The sequence below is a fragment of the Thermodesulforhabdaceae bacterium genome (assembly GCA_037482015.1).
In the GTDB taxonomy this organism is placed as follows: Bacteria; Desulfobacterota; Syntrophobacteria; order Syntrophobacterales; family Thermodesulforhabdaceae; genus JAOACS01.
Map to the genome: position 1 here is coordinate 55,531 of JBBFKT010000005.1, position 13,511 is coordinate 69,041.

A 13,511-nucleotide genomic window follows, 5' to 3' on the forward strand; every position below is an offset into this window, starting at 1 on the left:
ATGGATCTTGAAGGTTTTTTTGACCAGGTTTGTTCGACTCCACAGCACAAATGGTGGATTCCGGTGCCTCGATCGATTCAAGAGATTCTAATCGCGCTTTCTTTATCCGTGCCTTCATCCCGTGCTGTTCCTAAACCTTCTGCGCCTTATATCCAGCGGTTGGGACGAAGGCTAATGTTATGTGAAGATAACGATTCCTGCATTTTCGAACTTCCAAAAAGAAGTTTAGATGAACTCCAAAATAGCGCCCTGAGACTAATAAGTCTTGGTTTAGAAGTAATCTATTTGGAGCAAGCGAAATGTCCTTTGGCTGCCGACCCCCCTTCCGGATTTGATGGCATCTTTCTTTTTACAAAAAATGCAAAACTTCTACCTTCTTTACCTGCACCTAGAGTAGCTTTTTTTCAGTCTCGGACACCTCGCCGAATAAGACCTTATTGTGACTGGCTTCAAGCTTTCATTTATGCCCTGAATGTTTCTCTTAAAGTTAGCCCAACTTACGTTTCAAGTAGCGGGACTTTGGGGTATGATATTATTACAACATGGTTTATGGATTATCTCAGAAAAAATCCAAAATCTGGATCGATCCCACCGTTTATCATGGTTCACTCTAAACCTTTGCCTTTGAATTTCGATAAGCCAGACGGCGAGGTCCCTCCTTTTGTTGAAGTATCCTGTTCTTTAGGTCCTGCTTCCTGCCACAGGTGGCAGTTCCCAGCTTGTCGAGATTTTATAGTTGCTGCTATTAGTTCCCATATTGTAGCGATAAAGCTAAGATCTGGGGGTATTCTTTCACGCCTTTTGACTTTTCAACCAGAGATTGCTTCAAAACCTAAAGCCTTCTGGATCGGTTCGATAAAATCTGTTGTAAACTCGATACGTAAAGATATGGTGCATCAAGTTTCTACGCCAGAAAGTTCCAATGTTTTCTGGGATGTGCCTTCTGATTGGAAGTCACGAACTACCTTTGAGGCAAATCGTCCAGTTGTTCCCCCTAAGCAAGTGAAATTGGTAGAACGTCAGGTTGATTGGTTCAGGTATTTGTATCATTACACAAGGGGATCTATGGGACCCATGAATGGGCAAACCAGTATTGAATACGTGAAAAAGCTTATTTCCATGGATCCTCTTGCAGGCAACGAAGCCATTGATGTTTTGATAAACATCGCAAGGGAAGGGAGATTGAGAGCCTCTCAAGGCATGCAGGAAAAGCCTATTGTTAGGGGCGGGATTCAAGTAGTGTGCTGGACATCCGTTCCGCCTGTTAACATCCACCTGTTAAAACGCTGGAACAAGGCTCTAATTAGATGGACTGTTGAACCGTACGGGATAGCTGTTTTGAAAACTGTTTTGAAGAAGCTTGGAACCAAACCAGTTTGCTATCTTCCTCCTGAAGCTTTCAACCGTTTGTCAGAGTTCGATAAGTATCGTTTCCAGAAGCATAAACATCCAGGGTCAACCTGGAAACATGAGCGTGAATGGCGTATTCCTTCTGACGTTCAAATTTCTAGCTTAAAACAAGACGAGGCTTTTTGGTTTGTGGATAAGTTAGATGATGCGCTTAAGTTTACCACTTTTGTTTCAACTCGCTTCCCAATCTATGTGCTGGAGCACAATAAATTTCTATTTGTTTAAGCAAGGACGCACAAAAGTGCGCCCCTATAAAGCTATGGAAGCATGCTAAAAAGATTTTTCCAGAGACTCCAGTTCTTCCTGGGTGAGAACTTGGTCAATATCAAGTAAGATTTTTACCGAATTGTCTGTTTTTGCCATGCCCAGTATGTAGTTTGTGTCTAGCGATGTGCCAAAGGATGGGGTCGCTTCAATATCTTCTTCTTTAATTTGAGAAACTTCCGAGACCGCATCGACCACAATGCCTATCGATATGGGTTCATTGGCTACTTTGACTTCCACCACAATGATACAGGTTCGCTCAGTGTATGGAACTTCTGGCATTCGGAATCTTAGCCTCAGATCAATTACCGGAATGACTTTGCCTCTAAGGTTAATAACGCCTTTGATGTATTCGGGGGTTTGAGGGATAGGGGTGATTGGCATCATGCCGATAATTTCTTTAACTTTGAGAATTTCGATACCATATTCTTCTTCACCAAGCCGGAAGGTTAAGTATTTTCCCGGCTTAGCTCTTTTTGCTGTTGCTTCTGTTCTTTCAAGCGCCTGAGCTGCCGATGAGACCATAACTAGACCTCCTTTTAATTTTTACTGTCACCCCTGAACTAGCATTCGAGGAATCTCTCACGTATGAGAAACCAATATAGCCAGAGATTCCTCGAAGATTTTATTTTCCAGGATGACAGCCTCACCTAAGGCTAAGGATACTATTTTGCCAAGTGATGCATGCCATCCTGAAGACTTACAAATGGTTTGTTTTCAAAATACGAAAAACGAACTTTGCAGGTCAAGAAGTTGTTTATTGTTACTAGATTTTTTTCTTGTTATGCCGAATTTAGAAAGTGTAGCCTATAAAAGACCGGTTAGTCATTTGAGGAGGGGAATGTAATGAAAATTTTTATTATAGGCACTGGTGCTATAGGTGGTCTTTTGGGCGCCAGGTTTATAGAAGCAGGTGAAGAAGTCTATTTCTGCGACATAAAACCTAGTCTTGTAGAACAGCTTCTTTCGCAAGGAATTGTGGTGCGAGAAATTAACGGGCAAGAAAGGACTTTTTTTCCTAAAGGTGCATACGTTGATCCGGTATATTTGAAAGATCCCTGCGATATTTTCATATTCACGGTTAAGAGCTATGCTACCCGGGTTGCCGCTGAACGTGCCGTTTTGAGTCCTGCTCTGAGTCATGAAACTCTTATTCTTACGCTCCAGAATGGTCTTGGCAATCCCGAAATCTTAGAGAACATATTTGGCTCAGAACGGCTCATCGTAGGAACCACAGCCCAGGGGGCTACCTTACTTGAACCAGGTGTGATTCGCCATGGAGGAACAGGCCCCACTTTTATTGGTCCCTGGAAACAGGAAAATACAGCCATTGTCGAACCGGTTGTTGATATGTTTAATAAAGCCGGTCTGGAAGCTTACGTAAGAAACGATGTAAAAACTCTCATCTGGGAAAAGCTTCTTGTTAACGTAGGTATTAACGCTATCACCGCTCTTACGGGTATTTTGAATGAAGGAGTGTATCGTTTCAAACCCGCTAGCGAACTCTCAAGACAAGCTGTTAGAGAAGCAGTTGGTGTGGCTAAAAAGCTTGGGATTCCAGTGCGAGATGATATTGAAGATCATGTGCTCAAAGTTGCTCAATCTACGGGACGGAATCGATCTTCCATGGGGCAAGATGTAGATCGTAAGCATCGCACAGAAATTGACGCCATAAATGGAGCTATAGTTAACTTGGGGCAGGAGTATGGCATTTCTACCCCAGTTAACTGGACACTTGTGCAGCTTGTTAAAACCCTTGAGCTTGGATATGGTGCTGGCGAGTAAACACAAACCTTAGGGGAGCATGTCGATGAAGAAAGTTACGGTTCCCGACGTTATGGCCGCCAAAGGCCAAAGAAAACTAACTATGGTAACCGCTTACGATTATGCCACCGCCGTGTGGATAGATCGGAGTGGTATTGACATGATTCTGGTGGGAGACTCTCTGGCAATGGTCATGCTAGGTCATGAAGATACGCTATCGGTGGGAATGGATGAGATGATACATCATACTCGGGCTGTGACTCGTGCAGTTAAACGAGCTCTCGTAATAGGTGATATGCCTTTTATGTCCTATCAGGCTAGCGTTGAACAGGCGGTTATCAATGCGGGAAGATTTTTGAAAGAGGGACGAGCTCAAGCGGTGAAGCTTGAGGGAGGAGCATCAGTAATCGAGCAGGTTAGGGCTATTGTTAAAGCAGGTATACCCGTTCAGGGGCATCTGGGGCTTACTCCCCAGAGTATTGCTCAACTCGGGGGATTCAAAGTTCAAGGTAAAAATGCAGAAACAGCAAAGCGGCTTATAGATGACGCTCTTGCTCTTGCCGATGCGGGCTGTTTTAGCATTGTTCTGGAACTTATACCAGCACCAATTGCTGAACGCATAACCGAAGCTGTTCCTGTTCCTACCATTGGAATTGGAGCTGGTTCTAAGTGTGATGGGCAGGTTCTTGTGTTTCACGACATGGTGGGACTTTTCGATCGTTTCGTTCCTCGCTTCGTTAAGCAGTATGTTCATCTGGGACAAAAAATCGTTGAAGTTCTGGAACAATACAGACGTGAAATTGAAGAAGGTATTTTCCCGGGCCCGGAACATAGCTTTAGCATGCCTGAAGACGAACTGAAAAAATTGGAGTAAAGGGAATTGACCTCGATGAAGACTCAAACCCGTAAAAACCTGGAAGTTGCTTTTGTTGGGGAAAGCAAAGCCTACTTTAGATTGCTTAGCTTTGCGAAAAAGGCTGAAGAAGAAGGCTATCCCCAAATAGCTCTGCTCTTTCGAGCTGTGGCAGAGGCGGAAGCTGTGCATGCAAGAAACTATTTTTCTCTTTTGGAAGATGTAGGATCAACTGAAGAAAATCTCAAAAGATCATTTGAGAATGAGACTTTTGCAAGCGAACTTGCCTATCCCGACATGATAAAACAGGCGTGGCAGGATGAAGATAAAGCGGCTATATGGTGGTTTACTGCGGCAAGGAATGCTGATGAACGGCATGCCAAGCTTTACAAATACGCTCTCGATCATGTGATCTCGGAGAGAATGACGGTTTACCATGTATGCACCCACTGCGGCTGGATAGAGGACGGGTTTTTACCGGAAACGTGTCCAAACTGCGGAAAGAGCAGAGAATGGTTTAAGAAGATCGAATAGTAGTAGTTATTGAATAGTGGCTAAACTTTTGGCCATTAGCAATATGGCAGTTGGGCTTCCATTCGCTCCCAAGGGGTAAGAAGAGGCTTTCCTCCTGGCGAGTAAGGGTATTATGGAGAGGGGACTGTGGGGGGATTGTCCATCAGTTCCTTAAACCAATTTATAGCTGCCTGTTCGACCATGTAGTCTTCGGTAAGTTGTGCGTTCATATCTTTTCACTATTATCATACTTCTTTTATCGCTTCTTTTAGTTGAGAAGCCAAAGACTTTGCAACCATTTTTGTGATGTTATGAATTTCCACTCCTAAAATTTCCCTTTCTTTTCCATACTCAACACGCAGGTCTTCCGCTATTTCCTCTGAATCAAGCGCAGGTCCTTCTTTCAAGGAAACATAAAGTATATCCATCTCATCATCGTACCAGACTTTTATTTTATTCTTATCCATTTCAATCTCTCCTTCCTTTTAATTTCTTTATCTATATTTTTACATGGATAAGCAGTTATTATTTTTATTTCATCATCTTCTTTTTTGTGCACCACAATTAAATTTGTTTCCATTTCTCCAATTTTAATTTTTCCAATTGAAACAAAGCTTTTTGAGATGATGTCATAAAATATGAGTTCAGCATTTTTAAGTACTTTCTCTATATTCTCCAAATCAATTCTTCTTTCTTCAATTTTTAATTTCGCGTGTTTTGAAAGTTTCAATTTCGTATCTCCACCACCCTTAACTTATCAAAAACAAGTTTTGGAAGCAAAGCATCGCGTAATTTTTGCATAAGCATAATCTGTTGAGGATGATTTTTTGAAATAACAGCTCAACGAGGGAGTAGAAGCAATGTAGGATGGGGAAGAGGGAGCAGAAATTTTTTTAAAACTTTATCTGTATTTGACATACTTCACTTTATCAAAAAATCCTACCGAAGTGGAGTTTTCGCCACAGGCTTTGCAAATACGCCCTCGATCACGTGATCTCCGAAAGAATGACGATTTACTATGTATGAAGCCACTGCGTCTGAATGTCTGAATAGAGGACGCGGAGATTTACCGGAAACGTGTCCAAACTGCGGAAAGAACAGAGAATGGTTTAAGAAGATCGCGTAATAGCCAGCTCTTCAAGAAAGATAGCCGCCGCTCTTGTGCCGTTTCTGAAGTTTTCTACAGCAAAGTGTTCATTAGGGCCATGAGGACCATCGTCAGGATTGCCCCATCCAAGTAAAAGTATTGAGTTTATACCGAGAAGTTCTTTGAACGTAGAAACCACGGGTATTGATCCTCCTTCGCGAATGAACACGGGCTCCCGACCAAATCCTTTTTGAAGAGCCCTTTTGGCTGCATCAACCTCGGGTAGGTCTCTCGGGACTATTACTGGATCTGTACCGTGGAGGGATTTTACAGAGACTTTCACTCCTGATGGCGCTTTTTTTACGAGAAAATCGGTAACAAGAGAGTCTATTCGCTTTGAGGACTGATTAGGCACAAGCCTCATGCTTAACTTTGCTCCCGCTCTGGATGGAATAACCGTTTTCGCTCCTTCTCCCTGATATCCACCCCATATGCCGTTTATATCAAGAGTGGGGCGAGCGGCTTTACGTTCCAGGGCAGAATAGCCTTCTTCGCCAAAAAGTTCATCCACCCCAAGGTATGACTTGAGTTCGTCTTCATTTATGGCAAGTCTAGCCATTTCTTCACGTTCCCAGGGTTCTAGGGGCAACACGTCATCATAAAACCCTGGTATGGTTATGCGTCCTTTATCGTCTTTAAGTTGAGCTAGGAGTTGAACCAGAGTGTTTATCGGGTTTCTAACGATTCCACCGTAGCTTCCCGAATGGAGGTCAATCCGTGGTCCTACTACTTCGACTTCCAGGTAAGAAAGACCCCTGAGCCCGTAGGTTATAGCTGGAATGTCGTGGGAGTACTTTGACCCATCAGATATAGCTATAGTATCTGCAGAAAGAAGTTCTTTATGTTCCAGAATAAAACCGTGAAGGTTGGGACTTCCTATTTCTTCCTCACCTTCTATGAGGATTTTTACATTAATAGGGATGTTACCTGTTACTTCTTTTACTGTCTCCAGAGCCTTAATCCAGGTAAATAACTGTCCCTTATCGTCCGTTGCTCCTCGAGCGTAGATTAAACCGTTACGGATTGATGGTTCAAATGGTGGGGTTTCCCACTCCTCCAGTGGATCCTCAGGTTGGACATCATAATGTCCGTAGATCATAAGAGTCGGACGGTCAGAATATTGGCACAGCGAAGCAAAAAGGATGGGATGCCCCTTAGTTTGATAAATGTTGGTTTTCATACCCAGAGAGTCAAGCTTATTTTTTAGCCATTGAGCGGCGTTAAGAATATCGGCTCGGTGTTCAGATTTAGCACTTATGCTGGGAATTCTAAGGAATTCGCAAAGTTCTCCTATGAATTTATCAAGGTTTAAATCGATCGCTTTCAAAATTTTATCTTCCATGATTGCTCCTTCGTTCGTAAAGTTCCTGCTTGCATGTGCTTTGTCTGATCATTGCGGAATAACCGCTACCGTTTCTTCTCTTGGGCGGACTTTATCAATTTTTACAGGCACAATTTGCCCGAGAGCTAGAGATCTAAAAGCCTTTTTGGGAATGAAAGTTTCCAGCATAAAATCCGGTAGAACTACGTGAACGCTTCGGTCGTTGTAATCCAGTATCAGCGCAGATGTTTCACGAATGCTTTCTTGTTCAATATAACGGAGGAGCCAGTATCGGTTCCATCGTCGAGTGATCTGAAAGGCTTTAGGGATGATGTCGTTCATTTCAGTGATGATGGTTTCGAGTTCGTCCATGGTGTAAGCTGGATGTTGTCCTAAAAAGTAAGATCTAAACTGTCTTTGAAGCACAAGGTCCATGTATCTTCGAATAGGGGATGTGATGCTGGAGTAGTATTCTACTCCAAGGTTACAGTGTCGTTCTGGTGTTGTAGAGAGTTCGGCTCTGGCAAAAAGTCGTCTCTGCCGAAGGAGAACAAACAGAGGATGCACATTATCTCCGTAAGATTCATCTTCCTGCTTGGCTTCTCCCTGAGTTCGATACAGGGCAGGGATGTCATGTTCCGCGAAAAATTTTGCCGCCATAGCGTTCGCTGCAATCATGCACTCAGAAACAATTGTCTGGCTAGGTTCTTCTTGACTGTATTTTTTTAGGTGTATTAACCCCTGATCATCAACCATAGCATACACTTCGGGCACGTGAAGAATAATGGCGCCATGGCCTTTCCGTTCTTCTCTAAGAACGCTTGTCACTTTGTGAAGAAAATTAAGACGTTCGTCGCCAAGATTGAGCCTTTCGTTGACTTCTTCGTAGGTTAGTCTCTCCTTTACTTGAATGAATGAGGGCGTTATTCGAGTTTCCAAAACGGAGCCGTGATGATCCACGGTGATGAAGAAAGTGATAGCTCGTTTGTTTTCGTGGGCTATCAGGCTACAGAGATTTTCTGAAATGATGGGCGGGAGCATGGGAATTTTTTCGTCGGGTAAATATATTGAGGTCATGCGAGTTCTCGCTTCAGCGTCCAGAGGATCACCCTGTTCAATATAAGCCGCCACATCTGTGATGTGAATTCCGATACGAAATAGCCCGGAATCAAGTTCTTCTAGTGAGATAGCATCATCAATATCTTTGGTTTCTTCACTATCTATGGACACCGTCCATAGATGCCTCAAGTCTTCACGGTGCTCATCCAGAGGATCTACCGTTACATTGGGTTCTGAGGAGCCTTTTTTCTTAACCAAGTCTTCAGCATAAGAAATCACTTCAGGAGGAAAGTAACGAGGGATGCCAAACTTGTGTATCAATAAATTTTCGTCGGCCTTCCACACTCCAAGGCTAACCAGAAGGCGAAAAGCTACCTGTGGGTCAACATTAAGATCCGCTCTTTTGAAAAGTTCTTTTATTGTATTCAAATGTTCCGATTCATTTCCGGTTACGGCGAAGTCTTTGAGCTTTTCAATAATGTCTTGCTGTTCTTCAGAAAAGTCACGGTGGGAGGAAGGTTCGGATTCGCTTTTCCAAACTTCTTTAAGCCACAGGCTTCCTGACTGTAACATTAGTTCTCTTCTGACTTCCTGCTCCGCCTGAAACTTTAGGTGCTCCACATTTTCTTTAGATCTTGGTATGTAAAGGCTGTCTTTGTTTTGGAAATGAAATCGATCGGCAATAAGGGCTCGCTCCAGGGCTGCAAGCTGGTGGTGGTCAGGTTCGGTAAAAATAAAGCTGGCTAGTGCTTTGAGAGAATAGCTTCCGCCTTCCTCTTCAAGCAGTTCCCATAGTTCTTCAATGTTGATTTGGTGAGCGAGTTCTCGCCTCTTTTCACTGATTTCTTTAAGCCTTGTTACGAGTTTGTCTCTATCTTCCTTTGCATCCAGAACTGGACCAATAGTTTCCATAATGCGGTTCTGGGAGATGTTCATTTCCCTGTTTTGTTCAGAAAGGACAAATAGTCTTTGCCCTTTTGTGCCCAGTACCACTCCCGTGCAGATATTCTTTTCATTGAAAAACTCAACCACTGTTCCGCAGATAAGTTCTTGCTGTTCTCGCATTTATTTACACCACCTCATGAAGGCATGCCCCGTATCTTTCATTGTTAATTAAGGACCTGGGTTTTGAAGAGATTCTCTAGTCAATGGCTTTTCTAGTTTGTCCTTACGTTCTTTTTCCTGTGGAACTTCCGCAGACTCTTTTTTCTTAACAACTCTACCTTCTCTTTCCAGATTGTCTCGGTTTATTTCTTGCGCATATAGTTTTACTCCCTGAAGAATGCTTTTTGCAACAGCCTGAGTGAACTCGGGAGATCTAATCATATTTAGTTCTTCTTTGTTGCTGATGAAGCCAGCCTCTATTAAAACACCAGGCATGGTAATTCCAAAGAGCACATAAAAAGGTGCGCTCTTAACCCCCAAATCTTTAACGTCAGGAAAGGATGGTTTCAAAGCTTCCATCATTTGTCCATGCATTGCTCGAGCAAGTTTTGCCGATTCGGCTATGGAACTGGCTTTTAGAAGATCCTGAAGGATTGCTTCGAGGTCGGACATTTTCTTTTTTAGAACGGCATTTTCTATGGCGGCGACTCGAGCCGCTTCCTTATCCTGAGAGATATTCAGGTAGTAAGTTTCAATACCTCTCACAGAAGGATTTTCGTGGGCGTTGAAGTGAAGGGAGACAAAGAGATCTGCCTTGAGAGAGTTGGCTAATTTTACTCTTTGTTCAAGCGATAGATATTCATCACGGTATCGTGTGAGTTCAACCTTTACGTCGGGTAAAGTCTCTTCAATGATACGTTTTAAAGAACGAGCCATTATAAGAGTAAGGTCCTTTTCATAGACACCGCCAAAACCGGTAGCTCCCTTGTCCTTTCCACCGTGACCCGGGTCTATAACTATGAGCATGCTTCTCTTGACTTTGTCAGATGGATCGGACCTTGTTGGTTTCCCTTCAGGGGTGGATAAAAAGCCAACCTTTTCGGGAGAAATTACTTTGTTATTAGAAGTTGCCAGCGACTGATCGCCTGTAATTTTAGGCGAAGGTGGTTCTTTTTTAACCATTGTCACGACAATTCGAAAGGGATTTGGTGTCTCGGACCAGCTAAAGCCGACTTCTCGATAGGAAGAAATAGTTATAAGGGCTGACATCCCGGATCTGGCATTATAGCGGCTTGTTGCATTCAATGAAGCGATAAAATTCCTGTCTGGTCCAATGCGTTCAATCCGTGGATTTATCACGCAGTTTTGGATCAAAATAGTCAATTTTTTGCCTCTTTTGCCATGGCTTTGCTCGGAGATCTGGTAAGTGACCGGAGCGTCGAAAGAAAGAACAAGCTTAGCTGAATCGGAAGTCTTGGTGAAAGTCACATCTTTAAGATAGTGTAACGACCTGGGAGGTGAAAGCTCACTCGCCCCTTGAGATGTTCCACACATAAGCGAAATTGTTATCAGCAATACGACAGCGATTCGAGGAAGTCCTGTCATGACCCTTTTTCCTTTTTTAACCGTTCTTGTATTGCGTAAAGTATTTGAAGAGCGGCAAGAGGGGTTATACGGTCAAGATCCAGGGCTAAGAGTTCCTGTTTAAGCCATTCTTCGCTTAGAGCCATGATAGGAAGCTGAAAGCCAGCTTTTGGTTTTTTGACTGTTCTGGGATAAACTTTTTCAAATTCCCCTGTTTGTTGTTCTGGTTCAGCTTTGGATTGTGGTTCTTTCAAAGTATGATGGTCTTCGAGTTCTCTAAGAATGACCTGGGCTCTCTTTATGATACTTTCTGGAAGACCTGCCAGCTTTGCCACATGAATGCCGTAACTTTTGTTAATCTTTCCTGGAACCAATCGATGGGCGAATACGACCTGATCTCGCCATTCCTTTACTGCTACGCTGAAATTTTTAACTCGCGGAAGACGTTCCGCCAGCTCTGTAAGCTCGTGGTAATGAGTGGCACAGAGAGTTTTTACGCCGGCATTTTGAACATCGTGCAGGTATTCAATTACAGCCTGAGCTATGCTCATGCCGTCGTAAGTGCTTGTTCCCCTTCCGATTTCGTCCAGTATAACAAGGCTTTTGGGGGTTACTCGATGAAGTATTGAAGCTACTTCCTGCATTTCGACCAAAAAGGTGGAGCGTCCTCTTGCCAGATCATCGGAAGTACCAATACGAGTAAAGATACGATCCACAAGTCCTATGGTTGCTGCCCGAGCCGGGACAAAGCTTCCTACATGAGCAAGTAACACAATAAGAGCTGTTTGCCGCAGGATTGTAGATTTTCCCGCCATATTGGGACCTGTAATAATCAAGATCTGCTGGTCGGTCATGTTAAGTTCGATGTCATTGGGCACGAAAGAACCTCTGGGAAGATACTTTTCAACAACAGGATGTCTTCCTTCTTTGATGATGATTGACCCGTCAGTGGTAAGTATAGGCTTGGAATATCTTTCAGTGATGGCTAACTCAGCAAACGATGCAATGCAATCTACGGTAGCGATAAGGTTTGCCATTTTATGAATACGATCCTGGTAAGATAGGATCTCAGCTTTTAGTCTTTCGAAATATTCTCGTTCAATTTCCTGACGCCTGTATTCTGCTTCAAGCACTTTAGTTTCAAACTCTTTCAATTCTTCGGTTATAAACCGTTCTGCGTTTGTAAGGGTCTGCTTTCGGTAATAGTTAGGAGGTGCATAAGTTGCCTGAGTTTTCGAAAGTTCAATAAAGTAGCCAAATACCTTGTTGTATTTGATTTTTAGAGAGGAAAGCCCCGTTTTTGCCCGTTCTTGCTGTTCAAACTTTAGTAGCCATCCTTTACTGTCTTTCGCTATTTGACGATATTCGTCCAGTTGAGGATCTACGCCTTCTTTGATTATGGAGTGGGAAGACCAATTAAGGGGAGGATTGTCAACAAGTATTGAATCTATCAGAGATACGACATCCTGGAGATTATCCCATTGATCTTTTGTTCGTCTAAAAAGGGCGCTGTTACATGAATCTATAAGATCACGAATAACTGGAAGAGGCAAAAGGGACGTTTTAAGATTTTGGATGTCTCTCGGGGTTGCTGATCCAACTGTTATACGGCTTATGATTCTTTCAAGGTCGCCAATAGCTTCGAGTTGGTGACGAAGTTCCCGCAGTAGCTGAGGATTTCGAACCAACTCTTCTACTGCATTTTGACGGTCAAGAATATCGGATTTTTTGACAAGAGGATAGCGGAGCCATCGGTTGAGCATCCTTCCACCCATGGCCGTGCAAGTGCGGTCAATGATTTCAATTAGAGATCCTTTACGGCTTCTGAAGCTTTGGGAATAAAATATTTCAAGATGTTTTTCGGTGTTTTCGTCCAGTGTCATAAAATCGGAGCGGTTATAGGGAGTGAGGCTTTTCAGATGAGAAAGAGGAAGGCGATTGTCTTCGGCATAACGCACAGCGGCTCCCGCCGCACCTATGGCGGCAGAAAATCCATCCAGACCAAAACTTTCAAGGGAATATACCGAGAAAATACGGCAAAGGCGTTCTCGGGATAATTCTTCATCAAAGTATTCTGGTGGAAGGGTTTGTATCGAAGTCTGAAGAGTTGTTTTTATTTCTTCCAGTGCTGCTTCGTTGAAGTTTTCAGGTATAAGAAGTTCTTTTGGTTCAATTCTGTGGATCTCTTCCAGAAGTTCTTCGATTTTCGATACTTCAACTGCTCTGAATTCCCCTGTTGATACATCCATGAAAGCGATACCCCATGTGCGGCTATTGTGAGCTATGGCACAGAGGTAATTAGGGAGCTTTGCTGTAAGGTTCTGTTCTTCTACTATCAGACCCGGGGTTATAACTCGAACGACTTCTCGTTTTACTATCCCCTTTGCTATCTTTGGGTCTTCAACCTGTTCGCAAATAGCCACTTTGTATCCTGCGGATACAAGTCGAGCAATGTATTGTTCGGAAGCATGATGCGGAACTCCGCACATGGGCACGGCGTTTTCACTGTTTTTGTCTCTGGATGTAAGAGCAATATTGAGTATGCGAGATGCTGTAATGGCGTCGTCCATAAAGAGTTCGTAGAAATCGCCAATTCGGTATAAAAGGAGAGCATCAGGGTACTGAGATTTTATAGCAAGATACTGTTGCATCATCGGAGTAAGAAATGTCGCTATTTCTTGGGCTCGCTCTTCCATCTCCGTAAAGAACTC

At 43.2% G+C, this 13,511-nt stretch carries 11 protein-coding genes; 4 read left to right on the plus strand and 7 right to left on the minus strand.

All coding sequences use genetic code 11. The annotated features are described in order from the left end of the window. Complete coding sequence (locus tag WHS38_07520; GenBank protein ID MEJ5300821.1) at positions 1-1,635, plus strand: hypothetical protein; 1,635 nt, start codon at positions 1-3, stop codon at positions 1,633-1,635. A gap of 45 nt (positions 1,636-1,680) precedes the next feature. On the opposite strand, the gene WHS38_07525 is transcribed toward WHS38_07520, so the two are convergent. Further along, positions 1,681-2,199: a chemotaxis protein CheW gene (locus WHS38_07525; GenBank protein ID MEJ5300822.1), complete on the minus strand. Its 519-nt coding sequence runs from the start codon at positions 2,197-2,199 to the stop codon at positions 1,681-1,683. A gap of 321 nt (positions 2,200-2,520) precedes the next feature. Between WHS38_07525 and WHS38_07530 the strand changes: the two genes are divergently transcribed. Genes WHS38_07530 through WHS38_07540 form a run of 3 tightly spaced genes read left to right on the plus strand, consistent with a single transcriptional unit; the run spans position 2,521 to position 4,825 of the window. Next, positions 2,521-3,459: a 2-dehydropantoate 2-reductase gene (locus WHS38_07530; protein ID MEJ5300823.1), complete on the plus strand. Its 939-nt coding sequence runs from the start codon at positions 2,521-2,523 to the stop codon at positions 3,457-3,459. A 25-nt stretch (positions 3,460-3,484) separates the two neighbouring features. Beyond that, positions 3,485-4,312 (plus strand): 3-methyl-2-oxobutanoate hydroxymethyltransferase, encoded by an 828-nt coding sequence (panB, locus tag WHS38_07535; protein ID MEJ5300824.1) that lies wholly within the window; start codon positions 3,485-3,487, stop codon positions 4,310-4,312. Between the two features lie 15 nt (positions 4,313-4,327). After that, on the plus strand, positions 4,328-4,825 hold the full coding sequence (locus tag WHS38_07540) for a rubrerythrin family protein (GenBank protein ID MEJ5300825.1): 498 nt from the start codon (positions 4,328-4,330) through the stop codon (positions 4,823-4,825). Positions 4,826-5,049: 224 nt separating this feature from the next. Here WHS38_07540 and WHS38_07545 read toward each other — a convergent pair whose 3' ends face one another. The 6 genes from WHS38_07545 to mutS all read right to left on the minus strand — a co-directional run bounded on the left by WHS38_07545 (position 5,050) and on the right by mutS (position 13,496). Further along, the gene (locus tag WHS38_07545) at positions 5,050-5,271 is read right to left on the minus strand and encodes a DUF2283 domain-containing protein (protein MEJ5300826.1); all 222 of its coding nucleotides are present in this window, start codon (positions 5,269-5,271) and stop codon (positions 5,050-5,052) included. After that, entirely contained in the window at positions 5,253-5,534 is a 282-nt protein-coding gene (locus tag WHS38_07550) for a DUF4258 domain-containing protein (protein ID MEJ5300827.1), read from the minus strand. Before WHS38_07550 ends, WHS38_07545 begins: the two co-directional genes overlap by 19 nt. 379 nt (positions 5,535-5,913) lie before the next feature. Continuing rightward, the gene (locus tag WHS38_07555) at positions 5,914-7,293 is read right to left on the minus strand and encodes a dipeptidase (protein ID MEJ5300828.1); all 1,380 of its coding nucleotides are present in this window, start codon (positions 7,291-7,293) and stop codon (positions 5,914-5,916) included. Between the two features lie 48 nt (positions 7,294-7,341). Beyond that, positions 7,342-9,396: a ribonuclease R family protein gene (locus WHS38_07560; GenBank protein MEJ5300829.1), complete on the minus strand. Its 2,055-nt coding sequence runs from the start codon at positions 9,394-9,396 to the stop codon at positions 7,342-7,344. Between the two features lie 48 nt (positions 9,397-9,444). Then, on the minus strand, positions 9,445-10,821 hold the full coding sequence (locus WHS38_07565) for an N-acetylmuramoyl-L-alanine amidase (GenBank protein ID MEJ5300830.1): 1,377 nt from the start codon (positions 10,819-10,821) through the stop codon (positions 9,445-9,447). After that, positions 10,818-13,496, minus strand: a complete 2,679-nt coding sequence (mutS, locus tag WHS38_07570) for a DNA mismatch repair protein MutS (protein ID MEJ5300831.1) — start codon at positions 13,494-13,496, stop codon at positions 10,818-10,820. Before mutS ends, WHS38_07565 begins: the two co-directional genes overlap by 4 nt. Positions 13,497-13,511 lie beyond the last annotated feature (15 nt).